The following is a 20823-nucleotide window of genomic DNA, read 5'->3' as shown; positions in this document are numbered from 1 at the left end:
TGGCGCGGACCCCCGACATGCGAGTGGGTGCGTCACTCCGTGAGGTCGTACACCGTCACCCCGTCAACGGTCTGTGCGGTGAACGTGTCGGCGACCCAGGCCGCGATCCGGCTGGACGCGTTGCTCCCACCGTTGGCCTGACCGCCCACGCCGCCCGCGATGAAGTAGTGGATGCGTCCCTCGGCAACGTACTTCTGGAACTGCGCGAGCGTGGGCGACGGGTCGGAGCCGTTGAAGCCCCCGATCGGCATGACCGCCTCCTGAGTCGCCAGCTGGTACCCGGCGGCCGAGTTGGAGCCGACGGCCGCGGCGACCCAGGTGTAGGACGACGCGTCCGCCTTCAGGAGCGCCGCGAGCTGGGAGCCGACGGTCCCCGAGCCCAGGAGCGAGCCCATCCCTCCCCCGCCGCCGGGCGCGGTTCCGGTGCCGCCGGTCGCTCCCGTCCCGCCCGGCGCTGTGCCGGTCGCGCCCGGAGGAGTCCCCTGGCCGCCGAACCGGCCGGGACCGCCGTTCCCTGCACCGGGGGCACCCCCGAAGCCGCGGGCACCGCCCGGGCCGCCCATCCCTCCGGCCACGGTCGGTCCGGCGGTGACGATGGAGCCGGTATGGGCGGTCGTCACCGTCTGGATCGTGTACGCAAGCGGCGCGAGAAGGGCTGCCACCAGGGTCACCGCGATGGTCGCGGCCGCGAGCGCCCGCCGGGGCGGGAGCACGAGCAGCACGGCCGCGACGAGCGAGGCGACGAGCACGGCGACCTTGAGCCACGGCAGCCAGTCCGTGGCGCGGTCGAGGAGCACCCAGGCCCAGATCCCCGTCCCGAGGACGATGACCGCGGAGGCGATGCGGATCCACAGCCGCTCGCGCGCCTGCCAGAGCGCGGAGGCGCCCACCGCCACCGTCACAGCGAGCGCCGGAGCGAGCGCGACCGTGTAGTACGCGTGGAAGATGCCCGCCATGAAGCTGAACGCCACGGCGGTCACGAGCAGCCAGCCGCCGAAGACGAGCAGCGTCGCCCGACGCGCGTCGGTCCGGGCCATCCGGCGCCCGAGCACGAGGGCCACGGCGAACAGCACGAGCGCGGCGGGAAGGAGCCAGGCGATCTGACCGCCGACCTCGTTCTCGAACAGCCGGAGGATGCCGGTCTGGCCCCACATCCCGCCGCCGGTCCCTCCCCCGCCGCCTCCGGTCACCGATCCCGTCTCGTCGCCCGTGAGCCGCCCGAGGCCGTTGTAACCGAACGTGAGCTCCAGGAAGCTGTTGGTCTGCGATCCGCCGATGTAGGGCCGCAGCGAGGCGGGTACGAGCTCGACGATGGCGACCCACCAGCCGGCGGAGACGACCACGGCGCCGAGCGCGGCGACGAGGTGCCCGAACCGCTTGCGCCACGACAGCGGCGCTGCGGCCAGATAGACCCCGGCGAGGACCGGGAGGATGAGGAACGCCTGCAGCTGCTTCGTCAGGAACGCGAACCCGACCGCGACGCCGGCCCACACCACCCAGCGCACCCGTCCGCTCTCGATGCCGCGCAACGTGAGGTACGCCGAGAACGTCAGCAGGAGCACCAGCAGTGCGTCCGGGTTGTTGAACCGGAACATGAGCGCGGCGACCGGAGTGATGGCCAGCACGCCGCCCGCCAGGAGGGCGGTCTGCGCACTGAACCGCCGGCGCACGGTCGCATAGACGAGACAGACCGTGGCGACGCCCATCAGTGCTTCCGGAACGAGGATGCTCCAGGAGCTGAGCCCGAACAGACGGACCGACAGCGCCATGATCCAGAGGCTCGCGGGCGGTTTGTCGACCGTGATCGAGTTGGCCGCATCACTCGACCCGTAGAAGAAGGCCTCCCAGTTCACGCTCCCCGCCTGCACGGCCGCGGAGTAGAAGGAGTTCGCGTAACCGCTCGCCGCGAGATCCCAGAGGTAGAGCAGCGCGGTCACCGCAAGGAGGCCGAGCAGTGCGGGCCGCTCCCAGTGGGCGGCGTCCTCCCGACCGCGGACGATCCGGCGGAGGGCAGCGCGGACGCGCCCCGGGGAATGCCCCTGGGCGGCCCCCGACGGCGATGCTCCGGAACCCGGGACGACGGATGGCGTGGCAGTGGTGGTAGTGGTGCCGGTGGTGGCAGTGGTGGACATGGCGTTCACTCGCTTTCGGTGGAGGTGAGGGAGAGCGTGGGAGAGGAAGCAGTGGACGGCACGGGGGCCGCACCCACCCGCGGCCGCCGGAACACCCACAGCCGCAGCAGGACGAAGCGCAGCAGCGTGGCCACGAGGTTCGCCGCCGTCAGCACGACGAGCTGGAGCTGCGCAGAGGAGTGCGGGACCGCGGCGTGGAGCACGGCGAGCGAACCGCTGGTGAGCGCCCACGCGATGCCGAACACCACGAGACCTTGGAACTGGTGCTTCACCATCCCGGGCCCGTCGACGCCGAACGTGAAACGCCGGTTGGCCCAGGTGTTCGCGATCGCGGTGAGGAGCAGCGCAGCCAGATTGGCGACCTGCGCAGACAACGCACTCTGCAGCACGAGGTACAGCAGGGCGTAGGCCGCGGTCGACAGGACCCCGACGATCCCGAAGCGCAACACCTGCCCGAAGAAGCCGGGCGGATGCGGGGGCGCGAACGGGCGTCGGCCGAGCTCGGCGTACACCGACTCGAGCGGGATGCGACCGCGGGCAAGGTTCGTGCCCACCCGCAGCATCCCCTTCAGGTCGTCCGTCGCCGTCCGGACGATGTCGACCGAGCTGTCCGGGTCGTCGACCCAGTCGACCGGGATCTCGTGGATGCGCAGCCCGGCGCGCTCGGCGAGGATGAGCAGCTCGGTGTCGAAGAACCAGCCGTCGTCCTCCACGAGGGGCAGCAGCCGCTGGGCCACATCCCGCCGGATCGCCTTGAACCCGCACTGGGCGTCGCTGAAACCGACCGACATGGCCCGCCTCAGCAGCAGGTTGTAGCTCCGCGAGATGAACTCCCGCTTCCCGCCTCTCGCCACCCGGGAGGAACGCCCGAGCCGGGTGCCGATCGCGAGATCCGAATGACCGGACAGCAGCGGCGCGACGAGCGGCGGCAGCGCGGCGAGGTCGGTGGAGAGGTCCTCGTCGAGGTACACGAGCACCTCGGCGGGCGACGTTCCCCACACCGCTTTGAGGGCGCGACCCCGTCCCTTCAGCGGCAGATGCACGGCGACGACGTGCGGGAGCTCGGCCGCCAGCGCATCGGCGAGCGCCGGCGTCGCGTCCGTGCTCGCGTTGTCCGCGATGGTGATGCGCCAGCTGTAGCGCACGTCAGCGCTCAGGTAGGCATGCAGCCGACGGATGGACGTGTCGAGCGTCGCCTGCTCGTTGTAGACCGGCACGACGACGTCGAGCGCCAGGAGGGGCGCCGGGTGAGGAGAGGATTCGTGCGTCATTCCAGCACCCTCGCGTCGTTACATTCCTGTGACCTTTCGCAGTCCTATGAGCCGTGAATGCCTTCTCTGCGGAGATGCTATGCCCTGCACATCCGCCCGCCGAGGGTTACGGCGCGACGCCCGCCGCGGGAGGATGTGCGGCAGAAGGAGGTCCAGTGCTCGGACTCGAACTGGTCGTCGTCATCGGCGTCACCACCCTGCTGACCAAGGTGATCGCGCGGAAGACGGGGATCGCCCAGCCGCTCCTCCTTGTCGGCATCGGCGTGCTGATCGGGTTCATCCCCCTGTTCCGCGACATCGAGCTCGCGCCGGAGGTGGTGCTGTTCCTGTTCCTCCCCGCGATCCTCTACTGGGAGAGCCTCACCACCTCGCTCCGGGAGATCCGCTCCAACCTGCGCGGCATCATCCTCATGAGCACGGGCCTCGTCGTCGTCACCGCCGCCGCGGTCGCCGTGCTCGCGCACGCGATGGGCCTGCCCTGGGGTGCGGCGTGGACGCTCGGCGCCGCGATCGCCCCGACCGACGCGACGGCGATGACCTCGTTCACGCGCTCCCTCCCCCGCCGCAACGTCACGATCCTGCGCGCGGAGAGCCTCGTCAACGACGGGACAGCCCTCGTGCTGTGGTCCCTCGCGGTCGGCTTCACCGTCGGCGACACCGATGTCAGCGTCGGCGCCGTCACGCTGACCCTCCTCATCGCGTACGTCGGCGCAGCCGTCATCGGCGCCCTGGTCGCCTGGATCGCCATCCTCGCCCGCCGCCGGCTCCGGGATGCGATCACCCAGAACATCGCCATGCTGCTGACCCCGTTCGTGGCATACCTGCTGGCCGAGCTGGTGCATGCCTCCGGTGTGCTCGCCGTGGTGGTCGCAGGGCTGATCATCAGCCAGGCCGGTCCGCGCATCGGCGTGGCCGAGGGGCGGAGGCAGTCGGACGCCTTCTGGACCTTCACGACCTTTCTGCTCAACGCGAGCCTGTTCGTCCTCGTCGGCATCGAGTTGCCGCGCTCGACCATGGAACTGGCGGTGGTCGACGTCGGGATGGGTCTGGTCGCGATCGCCGCCGTGACCGCCGTCATCGTGGCCGTCCGGTTCGCCTACCTGTTCGGCACGGTGTACCTGATCCGGCTCCTCGATCGGCGCCCGCAGCAGAAGAAGCGCCGGATGAGCGACCGCGCCCGCGTCGTGAGCGGGCTCTCCGGCTTCCGCGGCGCCGTCTCCCTCGCCGCCGCCCTCGCGGTGCCGACGACACTCGAGAACGGCTCCCCCTTCCCCGGCCGCGACTTCATCGTGTTCGTCACCACCGGCGTGATCGTCGTGACGCTCGTCGGGCAGGGGCTCGTGCTCCCGGCCGTCGTCCGCTGGGCCCGCCTCCCCTCCGACGAGTCGGTCGGGCACGAGTTGCGGCTCGCCGAGACGAGCGCGACCCGCGCGGCCCTCGACGAGCTCCCGCATCTCGCTCAGAGGCTCGGCGTCGACCCGGAGATCAGCGAACGCATCCAGGGCGAATTCGAAGAGCACCTCGAACTGCTGGAGGTGGAGGACGAGTCGCGCGACGGCGAGGAAGCTGCCGAGAGGAGCCGGCAGGACACCGAGCTCCGGCTGGCCCTGCTCCACTGCAAGCGGGAGGAGGTGGTCCGGTTGCGGGACGAGGGCGAGATCGACGACATCGTCTTGCGCGACATCCAGCGGCGGCTGGATGTCGAGGAGGTCCGGCTCACCGGCCGCGAACCCGGCGAGTGACCGACGGCCGTCCCTGCGGCCCTACCCGGGAGCCCGAGAGCCGTCTACCATCGCGCTCAGAGCATCCACGCGACAGCGATCCGGGAGGGACGCCATGAGCGACGCCAAGGAGAATTGGCCGGAGACGCCGTCGGGCGAACCGGTCGACACGGACGCCATCGCCGAAGGCGGCGGCGAAGGACCGTACGACGCCGACGGCTTCGTCGAGCCGGAGCACGACGAGTTCGATCCGCTCGAGGACGACAGCGGCAACTGATCCACCCGCACCTCTTGTCCCCCGGTCGTGTACCCCGCTAGGGTCGTGGTCAGACAGGCCGCCCGAGGGGAGGGGTGCAGCGTGACGACATTCGAATCACCGATCGGGAACGTTCCGAAGCCCGGTCAGGATGTGCATCTGGTGCGGTGGGTGCGCTCGGCGGACGGGTGGTCCAGCGAGACCCTGCTCTGCACATACCTGGGATGCACGTCCGACTCCTGGATCGTCGACTCGCGTGGTGAGCAAGTCTCGCTCGCGCGCGACGAGTGGTCGCAGTTCGCGTTCTGACGCGGCGAACCGGAGCGCACGGCACCGGGCGCTAGAGCCCCGCCTGCCCCGCCAGCACCTCGACGGCGACCCGCCAGTCGCGGGCGGGGATGCCCTCGCCGTCCTCCTCCTCGCCGGGGAGGCGGGCGACGAACGCCGGCCACAGCTCGCCGGTGTCGTGGACCTCCTCGATCAGGCCGAGGTACTCGCCGCCGTAGTACACCTCCCACGCCGCGGTCGCGGTGGGGCTGTACATGAGCGTCAGCGGCAGCGAGCCGTAGGTGTAGACGGCGTGCTGGTGGGCGAGCTCCTTCTCCGTCATGACCGCAGAATAGGCGCGATCCCCCACGGGCGGAAGGGCGCGTGACAGCGCGTGAACGACCGCGCCGCCTTCGTGGGCGGTGCGGGGCTCGGAAAGGTCAGGCGACGACCTGGTCGTCGTCCTCCGACTGCTCGTGGGTCGCCGAGACGGCGAGCGCGACGACATCCCGCATCCGCCCTCGCCGCTCGAAGGCCGTTCGCTGACGACCGGCGCCTCCGCCAGTGGTGAGGATGCGCGCGAGTCCGCGTCGTACGAGCACCAGATCGCCGTTCGCCTCGAGCGCGGCCGAGGTGTGCGACAGCAGGGCGTCGATGGCTTCGACCGCCGGCACCTCGCGCCAGGTGACGGGATGCGGCAGAGAGCCGCGAACGCCGGTGAGCGCCGCCTGCCACTCGGCGAGGCGCAGTGCCGCCGAGGGGACGGCTGCCGGGGGCACCCCGGCCTGCCAGTCCGCCGCCGCCGTGTCGACCAGGGCGCGGACGAGAGCCGCGATGACGGCGGCGTCACGGGCGTCGAGGCAGACATCGGCGACGCGGACCTCGACCGTCGGCTGCTTGTGCGAGACGCGCGCGTCGAGGTACAGCATCCCGGTGTCGAGGATGACGCCGGTGTCGACCAGGAAACGCTCGAACCGGTCGTAGGCCTCCACCGAGCCGAACACGTCGGTCGGTCCCGCGCTCTGCCACTGGTGCCATGCGGCGAAACGATAGCTGGCGTGCCCGGTGTCCGCTCCGCCGAAGAACGGCGAGTTCGCGCTCAGGGCGAGCAGGGTCGGAAGCCAGGTGCGGATGCGGTCGAGCACCGCCACACCCTCCTCGCGCGAGTCGATTCCCACGTGCACGTGGAAGCCGCAGACCAGGGTGCCCCGGGCCGTGAGCCCGTACCGCTCGATCATCTTCGCGTAGCGCGGATCGTCTGTGACGTGCGGGCGGAGCCGCATCGGCGACATGGCGACGGCGATGGCGCGGGCGCCGTGACGTTGGGCGAGCCCGTCGGCGAGTTCGCGGCCGCCGATGATGTCGAGCAGCAGTTCGCTGGTCTGGAGTTGCGGACGCGTCTGCGTCTCGATCATCTCCTGCTGGAACTCCGCGCTCACCGACGGCCCGTCGACGACCGGCGGAGCGTCCGCAAGGACGGACGGAGCCACCGGCGTGGCCATCCCGCGCGCGTCGACCAGGAGGAGTTCCTCCTCCACCCCGAAAGTCCTCACGAGACCACTATCGGTGAGTGCGGGCGGCCGGACAATACCCGATCCGCCGTGAATGTCCCGTGCGTCGGTTTGTGTCGTGGGGATGCGGCGTCCACCAGCTCGTTTGCACACCTTTTGCGGTTTATGGGCCAGATTCGGCGAATCGTGGCGTCAGCGGATTGCGATGACGCCGCTCATGCCCTATAACTGAGCCTGCGGCGCAACGAATCGCCGATCCCCAATGACGCGAGATCGAGGAGCCTCCATGTGGGACACGGCGAAACGGATCCCCTTCGATCCGGAGCTGCTGACGGAGCGGAGCGATCCCGCCGCGCGAATCCGGCTGATGGCCCTCCTGCTCGAACGACCGGGCATCAGCGTGGACGAGCTGCACCGGATGCGCCTGCCCGGCCTCTTCGCCGACCTGCGGTCCTTCCACCGGGCCGGCCTCATCCGTGTCTCGACGACACCGCCGCGCTTCTTCGAGCGCGAGACCCGCGTGTACCCGGTGTGCGACGGGACCGGCGACGGGACCGCCCCCGCCTGACATCGTCCCTCTAGACTGCGGGGCATGGCCCGGACCCCTGACGCGTCAGCGTCGACCGACTCCGAACCGGCCGCCTCCTGGCAGCGCGCGCTCGACGGCGACGCGGATGCATTGGAGGGGCGGCTCGCGGCGGACAGCCGCCTGCCCGGACCGCGTGCCAACCTCGAGCTCGCCCACCGCGTCGCGGACCTGGCGCACACGACGCCGGCCGAGCGCCGGGCGGACGCCCTCCGCGTGCTCCGCCGGTGGCTGAGCGACGACCCCGGCGCGGGGCCCGACCTCTCGGAAGCGCACCGCGAGTACCTCGCGGCGGTGGCCGCCCTCTGCACCGGCGCGATTCTCGCCGCCGGCCCGGATCCGGATGCGACGGCGCTCCTCGACGCCGCGACCGCCGATCCCCGCTGGCGCGTGCGCGAACTCGCCGCAACGGGCCTGCAACGCGTGCTCGCCGCGGACTGGGATCGGGGCCTCGCGGCAGCGCGCGCGTGGCTGCCAGTCGGTCCGCTCCCCGCGCGAGCGGCCGTCGCCGCGGTCGCCGAGCCGCCGCTGCTGCGCGACCCACGCCACGCCGTGGACGCTGCCTCCGTCGTCGCGCGCGCTGTCGACGTGCTGCTCGCCGTCCCGGCCTCCGCGCGGCGCGACCCGGACGTCCGGGTGCTCCGCAAGGCCCTCGGCTATGCGGTCAGCGTGGTCGCGGCGGCGGACCCGGATGCCGGAATCCCGCTCCTGGAACGCCTCGCCGCCTCCACCGATGGCGACGCCCGCTGGATCGCCCGCGAGAACCTCACGAAGGCGCGGCTGGCGCCGCTCTCCGACCGGCTGACCGTGGCGCGGGACGCCCTCAGCCGACCGTGAGCGTTCCGTCCTCCGCCAACGTCCATCCCGGGTTGTATGCGACTTCCCAGACATGGCCGTCCGGATCGGCGAAGTACCCCGAGTAGCCGCCCCAGAACACACGTTCGGCAGGCTTCAGGATGCGGGCACCGGCCGCCTCGGCCTGCGCGAAGACGCGATCCACCTCCTCCTCCGACCGCTGGTTGCAGGCGAGCGTGATGCCGCTGAACGTCCCGTCGACCGGGTGCCGAGCGTCCTCGGCCAGCTCATCCCGGCCGAACAGTGCGAACGCCATCCCGGGGAGCTGATAGAAGACGACACCCTCGGGAGCATCGGCCGGCGTCCAGCCGAGCCCCTCCTCGTAGAAGGCCCGGCTCCTCGCCAGGTCGGCCACCCCGAGCGTCACAAGACTGATGCGTTGGTCCATGCGCCCGAGGTTAGCCGCGACCGCCGACGCCGGGCCTAGCGACCGAGCGCCTGCTCCACGTCCGCCAGGAGGTCGTCGACGTCCTCGATGCCCACGGAGAGGCGCACGATGTTGTCCGGCACCTCGAGCGCGGTCCCGCGCACGGAGGCATGGGTCATCTCGGACGGGTACCCGATCAGCGACTCCACGCCGCCGAGGGACTCCGCCAGCTGGAACACCTGCGTCGACTCCGCGAACCGACGCGCTGCCGCTGCTCCGCCGGCCAGCGCGACGGACAGCATGCCGCCGAATCCACTCATCTGGCGCGCCGCGAGCTCATGGCCGGGATGCGTCGGCAGGCCCGGGTAGTAGACGGTCTCGATGCCCGCGTGGCCGACCAGCGCCTCCGCGATCGCCTGCGCGTTGGCACTGTGCTGCCGCACGCGCACCTGCAGCGTCTTGATACCGCGCGTGGTGAGCCACGCATCCATCGGCGACGACACGGCCCCCGCGGCGAACTGGATGAACTGCGCCTTCTCGGCGAGCTCCTCGTCGGCGAAGATCAGCGCGCCGCCGATGACGTCGGAGTGTCCGCCCAGGTACTTCGTGGTCGAGTGCACGACGACATCGGCGCCGAACGACAGCGGCTGCTGCAGCGCGGGCGACGCGAACGTGTTGTCGACGACGACGACCGCGCCGACGGCGTGGCCGAGCTCCACCAGCGCAGCGATGTCGCTGATCTTCATCAGCGGGTTGCTCGGCGTCTCGATCCACAGCATGCGGGTGCCGTCCGTCCCGAGCGCGGCGCGCACGGCGTCCAGGTCGGCGAGGTCGACGGTGGTGTTGCGGATCCCCCACTCGCTGTGGATGCGGTCGATCAGCCGGTGGGTGCCGCCGTACGCGTCGTTGCCGAGCACGATGTGGTCACCTGGGCGGAGCGCCGCCCGCAGCAGGGCGTCCTCGGCCGCCAGTCCCGAGGCGAACGACAGCGCGCGGACGCCGCCCTCCAGCGAGGCGAGCAGGGTCTCGAGCGACGTGCGCGTCGGGTTGCCGGCGCGACCGTACTCGTAGCCGTTGCGGAGCCCGCCGATGCCGTCCTGGACGAAGGTCGAGGTCTGGTAGATCGGCGGGATGATGGCGCCGGTCGTCGGGTCGAATTCCTGACCCTCGTGGATGGCGCGCGTGGCGAAACCGTGTGTCATTGTCTCTGTTCCTGTGTGGGTCGGCCCGGTGCGGGTCAGTCGCTGAAGTAGTTGAGGAGGTCCTGGCGGGTGAGCACCGCGACGGGCTTGCCGCCGTCGGTGACCAGGAGGGCGTTCGTCGTGGCGAGCGCGGCGCGGGCGGCCGTGACCGGCTCGTTGACGCCGATGAGCTCCAGCGGCTCCCCGAGGTGGGTGCCGACGGAGTCGCTCATCTCGGCGTGCCCGCTGAAGACGGCATCCACCAGCGAACGCTCGTCGAGCGCGCCCGCGACCTCGCCCATGACGACGGGCGGCTCGGCGGTGAGGACGACGAGCTGCGAGACGCCGTAGGTGTTCATCGTCTGGATGGCGTCGCGCACCGTCTCGGACGGGTGCGTGTGCACCAGGTCCGGCAGCGCGCCGCTCTTCGTCTTGATGATGTCGTGCACCGTGGATTCGTCGGGCACCTCGCTGAAGCCGTAGGACTGCATCCACCGGTCGTTGAAGATCTTGGCGAGATAGCCTCGGCCGCCGTCGGGCAGGATGACGACGACCACGTCGTCCGGGCCGAGGTCCTTCGCCGCGCGCAGGGCCGCCGCAACGGCCATGCCGCTCGACCCGCCGACGAGGATGCCCTCCTCGCGGGCGAGCCGCCGGGTCATCCGGAAGGCCTCGGCGTCGCTGATCGCGATCACCTCGTCGACGACGCTGGGGTCGTAGGCGCCCGGCCAGAAGTCCTCGCCGACGCCTTCGACCAGGTACGGCCGCCCGGTGCCGCCGGAGTAGACGGACCCTTCCGGGTCGGCGCCGACGATGCGGACGCGCCCCTCGGAGACCTCCTTGAGGTACCGCCCGGTGCCGCTGATCGTCCCACCGGTGCCCACACCGGCGACGAGGTGCGTGATGCGGCCGTCGGTGTCGCGCCAGATCTCCGGACCGGTGGTCTCGTAGTGGCTGCGCGGACCGTTCGGGTTGAAGTACTGGTTGGGCTTGAACGCGCCCGGGATCTCGGCCGTCAGGCGGTCGGAGACGGAGTAATAGGAGTCGGGATGGTCCGGCGGCACTGACGTCGGCGTCACCACCACCTCCGCTCCATAGGCGGTGAGGACGTTGATCTTGTCCTCGCCCACCTTGTCGGGGAGCACGAACACGCACCGGTAGCCGCGCTGCTGCGCGACCAGGGCGAGCCCGACTCCGGTGTTGCCGCTCGTCGGTTCCACGATGGTGCCGCCGGGCTTCAACAGCCCGTCGCGCTCCGCAGCGTCGATGATGCGGGAGGCGATGCGGTCCTTCGACGAACCTCCGGGGTTCAGGTACTCGAGTTTGACGAGCACCGTCGCCGCGATCCCCTCGGTCAGCCTGTTGAGCTTCACGAGCGGGGTGTCGCCGACCAAGTCGATGATGGTCTCTGCGTACTTCACCCGACCCACCTTAACAGCGCGGATGCACCGCTGGCAGAGTGTGACGACCGCCCTAGAATCGCCTCATGCCCGTGTCCGACCTGTCGTCCGTCGCGCAGGACTACCTGAAGATCATCTGGTCGGCGACCGAATGGTCGGACGACCCGGTGACCGTCAAGCAGTTGTCCGAGCGGATGGGCGTGCGCGCTGCGACCGTGTCCGACGGCGTCCGCCGGCTGGCGGAGCAGGGGCTGGTCGCCCACGAGCGGTACGGCGGCGTCGAGCTGACCGACCTGGGACGTCGGCACGCGGTCGCCATGGTGCGGCGTCACCGGCTGATCGAGACCTTCCTCGTGGAGGAGCTCGGCTATGGCTGGGACGAGGTGCACGACGAGGCCGAGGTGCTGGAGCACGCCGTCTCGGACGAACTGGTCGAACGCTTGGACCGGCGTCTCGGCTTCCCGGCCCGCGACCCGCACGGAGACCCGATCCCGACCGCCGACGGCACGCCGCGTCGCCCCGAGGCCGTGCCTCTGCTCGACGCCGAGACCGGAAGGCCCGTGACGGTCGTGCGCATCTCGGACGCCGACCCGGCGGTGCTCCGCTACCTGGGCGAGCGCGGCATCGGACTCGACACGGCGCTCAGCGTGGAGGAGCATCGCGCCTTCGCGGGCGATGTGACGGTGACGGTCGACGCGCAGCACGTCGTGCTCGGGGCGACGGCCGCTGCGGCCGTGTGGGTGGCCCCGCGGGGCTGAGCGCCTGCCGACGCGGCTACGCCCCCGCGACGGTGAGCACCACCAGGGCGAGGTTCAGGAGCACCACGAGGCCCGCGACGACACCGCCCAGCAGGCGCACCCACAGCCGGTCGGCCGACGCGCCCATCACAGCCCGCGAGCCGGTGAGCCGCAGCAGCGGGATCATGGCGAACGGGATGCCGAGGCTGAGGAACACCTGCGACAGCACCAGGGCCCAGGTCGGGTCGACGCCCGCGGCGAGGATGATCACGGCGGGGATCAGGGTGACGATCCGGCGGACGAGGAGCGGCACGCGCAGCTTCAGCAGTCCGCCCATGATCGTCGCGCCCGCGTAACTGCCGACGGAGGTGGAGGCGAGGCCGGAGGCGAGTAGACCGATGGCGAAGATCACGCCGATCGCCGGGCCGAGGGCGGAGGAGATCGCGTCGTAGGCGCCCTCGATGGTGTCCGTCCCGTCGACGCCGCGCAGGGCGGACGCCGCGACGAGCAGCATGGCGATGTTGACGGCGCCGGCGAGCACGAGCGCGAGCACCACATCCACTCGGGTGGCGTGCAGCAGCCGGCGGATGCGGCCGGGGTCGGCGGTGGTGCCGTGCCGGTCGCGGGCCAGCGCCGAGTGCAGGTAGATCGCGTGCGGCATGACCGTCGCGCCCAGCATGCTGGCCGCGAGCAGCACGGTCTGGGCGCCGTCGAATCGCGGCACAAGCCCGCCGACCGCCTGGCCCCAGTCGACCGGGCTGACGAACAGTCCGGCGAGGAACCCGGCCGCGATCACGGCGAGCAGTCCGAGGATGACGGCCTCGAACGGCCGCTGGCCGCGGCGCGACTGAATGGCGAGGATGCCGATCGCGACGATGCCGACGATCAGCCCGCCGATGGGCAGCGGCAGCCCGAACAACAGGTTCAGCGCGATGGCGCCGCCGATCACCTCGGCGATGTCGGTCGCCGCTGCGACGAGCTCGGCCTGCACCCAGTACGCCCGGCGCGCGCCCGTGCCGAGCCGCTCGCCGAGGAGTTCGGGAAGGCTGCGGCCGGTGACGATGCCGAGCTTGGCCGACTGGTACTGCACGAAGACCGCGATCGCGTTCGCGGCGACGAGCACCCAGACGAGCAGGTAGCCGTACCGCGCGCCTGCGGTCAGATTGGCGGCGACGTTGCCCGGATCGACATACGCGATGGCCGCGACGAACGCCGGCCCGAGCAGCAGCAGGAGCCGCGCGGGCGCGGCCCGCGGCACCCGCTCCTCGACCTCGACGCTCATCCTTCACCCCGCCTACCTCAAAAGTTAGCCCAGTCTAACTCTCCCCCTCCCCCCACCGTCGAGTCCACGAACTTTGCACGCCGAGCACTCCCGGAGCGTGCAAAGTTTGCGGACTCGACGGCGGGGCGGATGGGAGCGAGCGTCAGGCGAGGAGGGTGCGGAGCGCGGCGATGCGGCCGTCGCGCACCTCGATGACGTCGATGCCGCGGGCGACGGGCGCGCCCTCCGGACCGAACGTCCACGCGAGAGCGCCGGTGTCCTGCCCGAGGTAGACGGGGCCGGCGTCCGCGAAGGCGAATGCGGCCGGGGCGCCGTCGATGAGGCCGGCGGCCTTCGCCTCCAGCGCATCCCATCCGGTCACCTCGCCCTCGGGGTCGGCGAACACGACGTCCTCGGTGTAGGTGCGCTCGATGGCGGCGCGGCGCGAGGTGGCGTCCCTGTTGCCGAAGACCTCGCGGAGGTTGGCGGACAGCAGTTCGGTGATCGTCGGCACGGGAAGCCCTTTCGTCGGATGGATGTGGACGCTACTCCTCGAGGACCGCGCTCTCGGTCTGCTCGCGGTACAGGCGCGAATAGACACCGCCGAGCTCCAGCAGCTCGCGGTGCGTCCCGCGCTCGACGACCTGCCCGTGGTCGATCACGAAGATGACGTCCGCCGAGACGATGGTCGACAGCCGGTGGGCGATGGCGATGGTGGTGCGGCCGCTGGATGCGGTGTCGAGCGCCTGCTGCACGACCCGTTCGGAGATGGTGTCGAGGGCGCTCGTCGCCTCGTCGAGGATGAGCACCTCCGGGTCCTTCAGCAGCACGCGGGCGATCGCGATCCGCTGCTTCTCGCCGCCGGAGAGCCGGTAGCCGCGCTCCCCCACGATCGTCGCGTAGCCGTCCGGGAAGCGCGCGATCGTGTCGTGGATGTTGGCGCGCTTGGCCGCATCCTCCAGCTGTTCCTGCGTCGCGTCCGGCCGGGCGTAGCGCAGGTTCTCGGCGATGGTCGCGTGGAACAGGTAGGTCTCCTGGCTGACCACCCCGATGTGCGAGACCAGCGAGTCCTGCTGCAGCTCACGCACATCCGTCTCGCCGAACCGGATCGTGCCGCTCGTCGCGTCGTAGAAGCGTGGGATCAGGTACGAGACCGTCGTCTTGCCCGCGCCGCTCGGGCCGACGAACGCGGCGAACTCGCCGGGCTCGATGACGAACGACACGTCGTCGAGGGTGTTGCCCTCCCCGTCGCGCGCGTCCGGGTAGCGGAAGACCACGTGGTCGAACTCGATCCTCCCGAGGTCGTCGGCCGGATCGACCGGCACGGCGTCCGGGCGGTCCGCGATCGCCGGCTTCAGATCGAGGTACTCGAAGATGCGGGCGAACAGCGCGCCCGAGGTCTGCAGGTCGAGCGCCACCCGCATCAGCGCGAGCAGCGGGAACAGTAGTCGCGCCTGCACGGTGGTGAACGCGACGATCGTTCCGGCCGAGATGTCCGTCGCGCCGCCCACGATCAGCCACCCGGACACCAGGTAGACGATGGCCGGGATCGACGACAGGAAGATGTTGACCATCGCGAAGAACCACTGGCCGCTCATCGCCTGCGACACCTGGAGGCGGATCTGGTTCTCGTTCTCGGCGGAATAGCGACCGACTTCGGTGCTCTGCCGGTTGAAGCTCTTCGACAGCAGGATGCCGCTGACGCTCAGCGTCTCCTGGGTGATCGCCGTCATGTCCGACAGCGACTCCTGCGTCTTGGTCGCGATGCGGGCACGCACCTGGCCGACCCGGCGCTGGGCGATCACGAGGATCGGCATGAGCACGACGGCGACGATGGTCAGCTGCCAGTTGAGCAGCAGCATCGCGACGAGCGCGGCGATCACCGTCACCGTGTTGCCGAGGATGCTCGAGATCGTGTTGGTGAGGACGCTGGCGACCCCGCCGACATCGTTCTGGAGCCGCGACTGGATGATGCCCGTCTTGGTGTGCGTGAAGAAGCTGAGCTCCATCGACTGCAGGTGCGAGAACAGCCGGACGCGGAGGGCGCCCATCACCTTGTTGCCGACGGACGCCGTCAGGTACGTCTGCCACACGCCAAGCAGAGCCGACGCGATGTACACGACGAGCATGAACACGACGATCTCGACGAGCACCGGGATGTTCGGTCCACCGGGCGGGAACAGCCCGTCGTCGAAGGCCCGCTCGGTGAGCAGCGGCGGCACGACCGACAGTGCGGCGCCGATCAGCACGAGCACCATCGTGAACACGATCGCCATGCGATGAGCCGAGAAGAGCGAGACGATCCGACGGAACAGGTGCGGGATCTTCGGGGCCTCGGCGTTGATGGCCCGCTGGGCTTCCGCGTCCCCGCCGCTGACGCGCCCGCGACCGCCGCCGCCTCCGGCCGCAGCCATGCCGCGCATCCCGCTCATGGTCTCAGCGTAACCCCCGCAGGAGACCCCTCCGGCGTGACGCAACCGTGATGCAAGCGCTTGACGTAAACGCTTGCATCTCGCGAGAGCGTAGGGGTACGGTGATCGGCGGGCGCACACCTGTGCCCGCACCAAGAGCTCAACGAGGAGTGAAATGAAAGCAGCACGTCTCTCCGTGATCGCCGGGGTGGCCCTCGCAGGCCTCGCGCTGGCGGGATGCACCGGTGGCGGCGGGTCGGGAAGCGGTGGCGGCGACGCCAACTCGAATCTCGACAGCAAGGGTCCGATCACCTACGTGCAGGGCAAGGACAACTCGAATGTCGTCCGCCCGCTGATCGAGAAGTGGAACAAGGCCCACCCGGACGAGAAGGTCACCTTCAAGGAGCAGACCGACCAGGCGGACCAGCAGCACGACGACCTCGTGCAGCACTTCCAGGCCAAGGACACCAACTACGACGTCGTCGACGTGGACGTGGTGTGGACGGGTGAGTTCGCCGCGAAGGGCTGGCTCCAGCCGCTGACCGGCAAGTTCAAGATGGACAACTCGGCCCTCCTGGAGCCGACGGTGAAGTCGGGAACGTACAACGGCACCCAGTACGCGGCGCCGCAGACCTCTGACGGCGGCATCCTGTACTACCGCAAGGACCTGGTCCCGGAGCCCCCGAAGACGTGGGACGACATGCTCAAGGACTGCGACATCGCCAAGGCGAAGGGCATCGGCTGCTACGCCGGTCAGTTCGCCCAGTACGAGGGCCTCACGGTGAACGTCGCCGAGGCGATCAACACCAACGGCGGCACGATCGTCGGTGAGGACGGCAAGAAGGTCACCGTCGACAGCGACGAGGCGAAGGCGGGCCTGACCCGACTGGTGGACGGCTTCAAGAACGGGCAGATCCCCGCCGAGGCCATCACCTACCAGGAGGAGCAGGGCCGGCAGGCGTTCGAGGCCGGCAAGCTGATGTTCCTGCGCAACTGGCCGTACGTGTACAACCTGGCGAAGACCGACGGCTCCTCGACGGTGAAGGACACCTTCGGCATCGCGCCGCTGCCGGGCATCAGCGCGGACAAGCCGGGCGTCTCCAGCCTCGGTGGCCACAATGCCGCGATCAGCGTGTACTCCAAGCACAAGGCGACCGCCTTCGAGTTCCTGAAGTTCCTGCAGAGCGAAGAGACGCAGAAGTTCTTCGTGACCCAGGGCTCGCTGGCACCGGTGGTGGCCTCGCTGTATGACGACGCGGCGCTGAACAGCCAGCTGCCGTACCTGTCGACGCTGAAGACGTCGATCGAGAACGCGGTCCCGCGTCCGGTGTCGCCGTTCTACCCGGCCATCACCAAGGCCGTGCAGGACAACGCGTACGCCGCCCTCAAGGGCGACAAGACGGTCGATGAAGCCCTGAAGGACATGGCTTCGGCGATCAACACCGCCAGCGCCGGCTGACCCCGGCCTGAAACGGTTGCCGGGCGGCGGGACCTCTCCCGCCGCCCGGCCCCTCTCCTTCCGACAAGCATCCGGAGGCACACATGTCAACGTCGAACGTCGTCGCCCCCTCATCCACCACGACCGGTAAGAACGGCAAGCCGCCGATCCGCGCCGGCGCGAAGCGGCAGCGTGCCCAGCAGAGTCGCTGGGCCTTCTACCTGATCATCCCCACCCTGATCCTGCTCGCGGTCGTGATCGGGTACCCGGTCGTCTCGGCGATCGTGATGTCCTTCCAGAAGGACGCGGGTCTCGACCCGGCGACCGGCCTGTTCGTGCAGGGCGGGTTCGCCGGCTTCCAGAACTACGCCCACTGGCTGCTCCAGCAGTGTCAGGGCCCCAACGGCACCACGATCTCCTGCCCGCCCGGCAACCTCGGCTCCAGCTTCTGGAGCGCCGTGTTCGTCACCTTCTTCTTCACGGTGACGACCGTCATCCTCGAGACCGGCCTGGGCCTCTGGTTCGCGCTGATCATGAACCGCGCGTTCCGCGGCCGCGGCCTCGTCCGCGCGGCCATCCTGATCCCGTGGGCGATCCCCACCGCGGTCACCGCGAAGCTGTGGTTCTTCATCTTCTCGGTCGCCGGCGTCGCCAACGCGGTCCTCGGCGCCCACATCCTGTGGACGTCGGATGAGTGGGCGTCCCGGTTCGCGGTCATCATCGCCGACACCTGGAAGACCACGCCGTTCATGGCGCTGCTGATCCTCGCCGGTCTGCAGATCATCCCGGAGGAGGTCTACGAGGCCGCGAAGGTCGACGGCGCGACCACCTGGCAGCGCTTCTGGCGCGTGACCATGCCGCTGCTGAAGCCGGCGCTCATGGTCGCGATCCTGTTCCGTGTGCTCGACGCCCTCCGCATCTACGACCTGCCGCAGATCCTCACCGGCGGCGGAGGTGGTACAGGCCATGCCACGACCACGTTGTCCATCCTGGTGGTCGATCAGATCAGGCAGGGCTTCAACAGCGCGGCCGCCCTGTCCACCATCACGTTCATCATCATCTTCCTGATCGCCTTCATCTTCGTCCGGCTCCTCGGAACGAACGTCGTGCGAACGCAGGAGGACCAGCAGAAGGGGGCGAAGCGATGACCGCCGTCGCCGGCCAGGCAGCAGCGACCGCCGAGGCGGGAGCTCTCCCTCGTACCCAGACCAAGAACCGCAGCAAGCAGCGCCGCCGCAACGCCGGTCTCCGCACCGGCATCCAGGCGATCGTGATCGTGCTGTGGTGCTTGCTGCCCTTCTACTGGATGGTCGTGACCTCGTTCCGGGATGTCGGCTTCACCAACGACAACACCCCGTGGATCACGCACTTCACCTGGGACAACTACGTCACCGCCCTCTCGACCAACCTGGGCAACCACCTCGGGCAGGCGCTGCTGAACTCGCTGTTCATCGGTGTCTGCGTCACCGTGATCTCCCTGGTCGTCGGCATCTTCGCCTCGTACGCCCTCGCCCGCCTGGACTTCAAGTTCAAGGGCATCGTGCTGGGGATCATCCTCGCCGCCTCGATGTTCCCGGGCGTCGCGCTGATCACCCCGCTGTTCCAGTTGTTCACCAACATCGGCTGGATGGGCACCTACCAGGCGCTGATCATCCCGGAGATCTCCTTCGCCCTCCCCCTGACCGTCTACACGCTCAACTCGTTCTTCCGCGAGATGCCGTGGGACCTGGAGGAGGCCGCGCGGATCGACGGGTGCACCCAGGCGCAGGCGTTCCGGAAGATCATCCTCCCGCTGGCGGCTCCTGCCGTGTTCACGACGGCGATCCTGGCGTTCATCTCGTCGTGGAACGAGTTCCTGATCTCCAGCCAGCTGTCGAGCGACGCGACGCAGCCGGTCACCGTGGCCATCGCCTCCTTCACCGGCAGCCAGCCGCACCAGGAGCCGTACACGGCGGTCATGGCGGCCGGTACGATCGTGACCGTGCCGCTGATCATCCTGGTGCTGATCTTCCAGCGGCGCATCGTGGCCGGACTCACGGCCGGTGGCGTGAAGGGCTGATCACATGCGCTGGAGCGACTCCCGCGAGGTCGTCGACGTCGGCCTCGGCTTCGTCGGGTTCTTCGCGGTCGCGTTCCTCGGGATCACGGTCTTCTGCGAACTGACCGGCGAACCGGCCCTCGGCTGGGCGCTCACCCTCCTCGTGCTCGTCCTCGCCTTCATCGGCCTCCTGCAGCTGCGCCGTCGCATCATCGCGCGGCGGCAGGAGGCCGAGGAGGCGCAGCTCGAGCACCAGGACTCCTGAACGGAGCCGGGCGATGCCAGGGATCGAGGAGGTCGCGCGCGCGACCGGGGTCTCCACCGCCACCGTCTCCCGGGCGCTGCGCGGCCTGCCCAACGTCTCGGACAAGACGCGTGCCGCCGTCCGCCGCGCGGCGGACGAGCTCGGCTACGTCGCGTCGTCGAGCGCTTCGGGCCTCGCCAGCGGCCGCACCCTCGCGATGGGGGTCGTGGTCCCGTCGGTGAGCCGGTGGTTCTACACGCAGGTGCTGGAGGGGGTGGATGCGGAGCTGCGGTCGGCGAGCTACGACATGATCCTCTTCAACCTCGGGGGTCACCGCGGCGATCGGGAGCGCGTCTTCCACCGCAGCATCCTGCGCAAACGCACCGACGCCCTGCTCGCGCTGTGCCTCGACTTCACGACGGAGGAGAGGGAGCAGCTGGCGACGCTCGGACATCCGACCATCGTCGTCGGCGGACCGGTCAAGGGGCTCCGCAGCGTCGGCATCGACGAGACCTCGACCGCCTACACGGCGACCTCCCACCTCATCTCCCTCGGTCACACCGCGATCGCGCACCTGGGCGGTGAGGACGAGGAGGGCCTCAATAGCCAGGTGCCGATCGGCCGCCTCCACGGCTTCAAGGATGCGATGCGCGACGCCGGGCTCCCGGTACGTCCCGAGTGGGTCATCCCCGGCGGGTTCTCGCTGCCCGAGAGCCGCGCGGCGATGAACCGGCTGCTGGATGCGCCCGGGCCTCGGCCGACCGCGGTGTTCGCGGGCTCGGACGAGATGGCGTTCGGCGCGATCCTCGCGGCGGGCGACCACGGCCTGCGGGTGCCGGACGACCTGTCCGTGATCGGCATCGACGACCACGACTACGCCGCCGGGTTCGGGCTGACGACGATGGCGCAGGATCCGTTCGAGCAGGGGGCGACCGCCGCGCGCATCCTGCTGGACGAGCTCGCGGGCGCCGAACCGCGCTCCGGCTCGGTGAGCTCGCCGGTCAGTCTGGTGGTCCGATCGTCCACCGCACCGCCGCGCTGATGTCCCGTGCGGCCCCCGCTGTCTGAAAGAATGGTGAGGCGGCCATCCGGCTGAGCGCGCCTTTCGGGTAGGCACGATCAGCTGACGGGGTCGCCCGTCGGGCTA

The 20823-nt window shown here is 70.1% G+C and carries 21 protein-coding genes; 11 read left to right on the top strand and 10 right to left on the bottom strand.

What is annotated here, in order from left to right:
- Positions 1-32 precede the first annotated feature (32 nt).
- Positions 33-2141 carry a glycosyltransferase family 39 protein gene (locus tag J2Y42_RS08225; RefSeq protein WP_396427141.1) on the bottom strand — a complete coding sequence of 703 codons (2109 nt, stop codon included), beginning with the start codon at positions 2139-2141 and terminating at the stop codon, positions 33-35.
- Complete coding sequence (locus J2Y42_RS08220; RefSeq protein WP_309856759.1) at positions 2138-3403, bottom strand: bifunctional glycosyltransferase family 2/GtrA family protein; 1266 nt, start codon at positions 3401-3403, stop codon at positions 2138-2140. Before J2Y42_RS08220 ends, J2Y42_RS08225 begins: the two co-directional genes overlap by 4 nt.
- A 155-nt stretch (positions 3404-3558) precedes the next feature.
- Between J2Y42_RS08220 and J2Y42_RS08215 the strand changes: the two genes are divergently transcribed.
- The 3 genes from J2Y42_RS08215 to J2Y42_RS08205 all read left to right on the top strand — a co-directional run bounded on the left by J2Y42_RS08215 (position 3559) and on the right by J2Y42_RS08205 (position 5689).
- Positions 3559-5145 (top strand): Na+/H+ antiporter, encoded by a 1587-nt coding sequence (locus tag J2Y42_RS08215; protein WP_309856757.1) that lies wholly within the window; start codon positions 3559-3561, stop codon positions 5143-5145.
- Between the two features lie 94 nt (positions 5146-5239).
- The gene (locus tag J2Y42_RS08210) at positions 5240-5401 is read left to right on the top strand and encodes a hypothetical protein (RefSeq protein WP_018189823.1); all 162 of its coding nucleotides are present in this window, start codon (positions 5240-5242) and stop codon (positions 5399-5401) included.
- Between the two features lie 81 nt (positions 5402-5482).
- The gene (locus tag J2Y42_RS08205) at positions 5483-5689 is read left to right on the top strand and encodes a hypothetical protein (RefSeq protein WP_018189822.1); all 207 of its coding nucleotides are present in this window, start codon (positions 5483-5485) and stop codon (positions 5687-5689) included.
- Between the two features lie 31 nt (positions 5690-5720).
- Here J2Y42_RS08205 and J2Y42_RS08200 read toward each other — a convergent pair whose 3' ends face one another.
- The gene (locus tag J2Y42_RS08200) at positions 5721-5990 is read right to left on the bottom strand and encodes a hypothetical protein (RefSeq protein ID WP_018189821.1); all 270 of its coding nucleotides are present in this window, start codon (positions 5988-5990) and stop codon (positions 5721-5723) included.
- Between the two features lie 97 nt (positions 5991-6087).
- On the bottom strand, positions 6088-7200 hold the full coding sequence (locus J2Y42_RS08195; RefSeq protein ID WP_309856754.1) for a glutamate--cysteine ligase: 1113 nt from the start codon (positions 7198-7200) through the stop codon (positions 6088-6090).
- Positions 7201-7444: 244 nt separating this feature from the next.
- Here J2Y42_RS08195 and J2Y42_RS08190 point away from each other — a divergent pair, with 244 nt between their 5' ends.
- Together J2Y42_RS08190 and J2Y42_RS08185 are read left to right on the top strand one after the other, a co-directional pair.
- The gene (locus tag J2Y42_RS08190; RefSeq protein ID WP_309856752.1) at positions 7445-7726 is read left to right on the top strand and encodes a hypothetical protein; all 282 of its coding nucleotides are present in this window, start codon (positions 7445-7447) and stop codon (positions 7724-7726) included.
- A gap of 24 nt (positions 7727-7750) precedes the next feature.
- The gene (locus J2Y42_RS08185; RefSeq protein ID WP_309856750.1) at positions 7751-8581 is read left to right on the top strand and encodes a hypothetical protein; all 831 of its coding nucleotides are present in this window, start codon (positions 7751-7753) and stop codon (positions 8579-8581) included.
- Here J2Y42_RS08185 and J2Y42_RS08180 read toward each other — a convergent pair.
- Genes J2Y42_RS08180 through J2Y42_RS08170 form a run of 3 tightly spaced genes read right to left on the bottom strand, consistent with a single transcriptional unit; the run spans position 8568 to position 11568 of the window.
- Positions 8568-8987, bottom strand: a complete 420-nt coding sequence (locus J2Y42_RS08180; protein ID WP_309856748.1) for a VOC family protein — start codon at positions 8985-8987, stop codon at positions 8568-8570. The two genes, J2Y42_RS08185 and J2Y42_RS08180, sit on opposite strands and share 14 nt — an antisense overlap.
- Positions 8988-9022: 35 nt before the next feature.
- Positions 9023-10168 carry a cystathionine gamma-synthase gene (locus J2Y42_RS08175; RefSeq protein ID WP_309856745.1) on the bottom strand — a complete coding sequence of 382 codons (1146 nt, stop codon included), beginning with the start codon at positions 10166-10168 and terminating at the stop codon, positions 9023-9025.
- Between the two features lie 35 nt (positions 10169-10203).
- A complete protein-coding gene (locus J2Y42_RS08170; protein ID WP_309856742.1) occupies positions 10204-11568 on the bottom strand; it encodes a cystathionine beta-synthase in 1365 nt (454 codons plus the stop codon).
- 65 nt (positions 11569-11633) lie between these two features.
- Here J2Y42_RS08170 and J2Y42_RS08165 point away from each other — a divergent pair, with 65 nt between their 5' ends.
- The gene (locus J2Y42_RS08165) at positions 11634-12305 is read left to right on the top strand and encodes a metal-dependent transcriptional regulator (RefSeq protein ID WP_309856739.1); all 672 of its coding nucleotides are present in this window, start codon (positions 11634-11636) and stop codon (positions 12303-12305) included.
- 16 nt (positions 12306-12321) lie between these two features.
- On the opposite strand, the gene J2Y42_RS08160 is transcribed toward J2Y42_RS08165, so the two are convergent.
- The 3 genes from J2Y42_RS08160 to J2Y42_RS08150 form a co-directional block, all read right to left on the bottom strand.
- Positions 12322-13566, bottom strand: coding sequence for an Nramp family divalent metal transporter (locus J2Y42_RS08160; protein ID WP_309856737.1), 1245 nt, complete (start codon positions 13564-13566; stop codon positions 12322-12324).
- Positions 13567-13708: 142 nt separating this feature from the next.
- Positions 13709-14059 (bottom strand): nuclear transport factor 2 family protein, encoded by a 351-nt coding sequence (locus tag J2Y42_RS08155; RefSeq protein ID WP_309856734.1) that lies wholly within the window; start codon positions 14057-14059, stop codon positions 13709-13711.
- Positions 14060-14090: 31 nt separating this feature from the next.
- Complete coding sequence (locus J2Y42_RS08150) at positions 14091-15977, bottom strand: ABC transporter ATP-binding protein (RefSeq protein ID WP_309856731.1); 1887 nt, start codon at positions 15975-15977, stop codon at positions 14091-14093.
- Between the two features lie 154 nt (positions 15978-16131).
- Here J2Y42_RS08150 and J2Y42_RS08145 point away from each other — a divergent pair, with 154 nt between their 5' ends.
- From J2Y42_RS08145 to J2Y42_RS08125, 5 genes are all read left to right on the top strand, one after another.
- Complete coding sequence (locus tag J2Y42_RS08145) at positions 16132-17415, top strand: ABC transporter substrate-binding protein (protein ID WP_309856729.1); 1284 nt, start codon at positions 16132-16134, stop codon at positions 17413-17415.
- 83 nt (positions 17416-17498) lie between these two features.
- Positions 17499-18542 (top strand): sugar ABC transporter permease, encoded by a 1044-nt coding sequence (locus J2Y42_RS08140; RefSeq protein WP_309856725.1) that lies wholly within the window; start codon positions 17499-17501, stop codon positions 18540-18542.
- Positions 18539-19453 carry a carbohydrate ABC transporter permease gene (locus J2Y42_RS08135; protein ID WP_309856722.1) on the top strand — a complete coding sequence of 305 codons (915 nt, stop codon included), beginning with the start codon at positions 18539-18541 and terminating at the stop codon, positions 19451-19453. Before J2Y42_RS08140 ends, J2Y42_RS08135 begins: the two co-directional genes overlap by 4 nt.
- Before the next feature lie 4 nt (positions 19454-19457).
- Positions 19458-19697, top strand: a complete 240-nt coding sequence (locus J2Y42_RS08130; protein WP_309856719.1) for a hypothetical protein — start codon at positions 19458-19460, stop codon at positions 19695-19697.
- Positions 19698-19710: 13 nt separating this feature from the next.
- Positions 19711-20718, top strand: a complete 1008-nt coding sequence (locus tag J2Y42_RS08125; protein WP_309856716.1) for a LacI family DNA-binding transcriptional regulator — start codon at positions 19711-19713, stop codon at positions 20716-20718.
- The last annotated feature ends 105 nt before the right edge of the window (positions 20719-20823 follow it).

The organism is Leifsonia sp. 1010 (genome assembly GCF_031455295.1).
Lineage (GTDB): Bacteria > Actinomycetota > Actinomycetes > Actinomycetales > Microbacteriaceae > Leifsonia.
Note: the sequence above shows the minus strand (reverse complement) of the source record. Positions and strands in the feature narration are given on the sequence as shown.

Bases quoted from the DNA above. Each gene is read 5' to 3' on its own strand.
- J2Y42_RS08220 (WP_309856759.1), bottom strand. From the start codon at position 3,403: ATGACGCACGAATCCTCTCCTCACCCGGCGCCCCTCCTGGCGCTCGAC.
- J2Y42_RS08210 (WP_018189823.1), top strand. From the start codon at position 5,240: ATGAGCGACGCCAAGGAGAATTGGCCGGAGACGCCGTCGGGCGAACCG.
- J2Y42_RS08200 (WP_018189821.1), bottom strand. From the start codon at position 5,990: ATGACGGAGAAGGAGCTCGCCCACCAGCACGCCGTCTACACCTACGGC.
- J2Y42_RS08190 (WP_309856752.1), top strand. From the start codon at position 7,445: ATGTGGGACACGGCGAAACGGATCCCCTTCGATCCGGAGCTGCTGACG.
- J2Y42_RS08185 (WP_309856750.1), top strand. From the start codon at position 7,751: ATGGCCCGGACCCCTGACGCGTCAGCGTCGACCGACTCCGAACCGGCC.
- J2Y42_RS08180 (WP_309856748.1), bottom strand. From the start codon at position 8,987: ATGGACCAACGCATCAGTCTTGTGACGCTCGGGGTGGCCGACCTGGCG.
- J2Y42_RS08175 (WP_309856745.1), bottom strand. From the start codon at position 10,168: ATGACACACGGTTTCGCCACGCGCGCCATCCACGAGGGTCAGGAATTC.
- J2Y42_RS08165 (WP_309856739.1), top strand. From the start codon at position 11,634: ATGCCCGTGTCCGACCTGTCGTCCGTCGCGCAGGACTACCTGAAGATC.
- J2Y42_RS08160 (WP_309856737.1), bottom strand. From the start codon at position 13,566: ATGAGCGTCGAGGTCGAGGAGCGGGTGCCGCGGGCCGCGCCCGCGCGG.
- J2Y42_RS08150 (WP_309856731.1), bottom strand. From the start codon at position 15,977: ATGAGCGGGATGCGCGGCATGGCTGCGGCCGGAGGCGGCGGCGGTCGC.
- J2Y42_RS08145 (WP_309856729.1), top strand. From the start codon at position 16,132: ATGAAAGCAGCACGTCTCTCCGTGATCGCCGGGGTGGCCCTCGCAGGC.
- J2Y42_RS08140 (WP_309856725.1), top strand. From the start codon at position 17,499: ATGTCAACGTCGAACGTCGTCGCCCCCTCATCCACCACGACCGGTAAG.
- J2Y42_RS08135 (WP_309856722.1), top strand. From the start codon at position 18,539: ATGACCGCCGTCGCCGGCCAGGCAGCAGCGACCGCCGAGGCGGGAGCT.
- J2Y42_RS08130 (WP_309856719.1), top strand. From the start codon at position 19,458: ATGCGCTGGAGCGACTCCCGCGAGGTCGTCGACGTCGGCCTCGGCTTC.
- J2Y42_RS08125 (WP_309856716.1), top strand. From the start codon at position 19,711: ATGCCAGGGATCGAGGAGGTCGCGCGCGCGACCGGGGTCTCCACCGCC.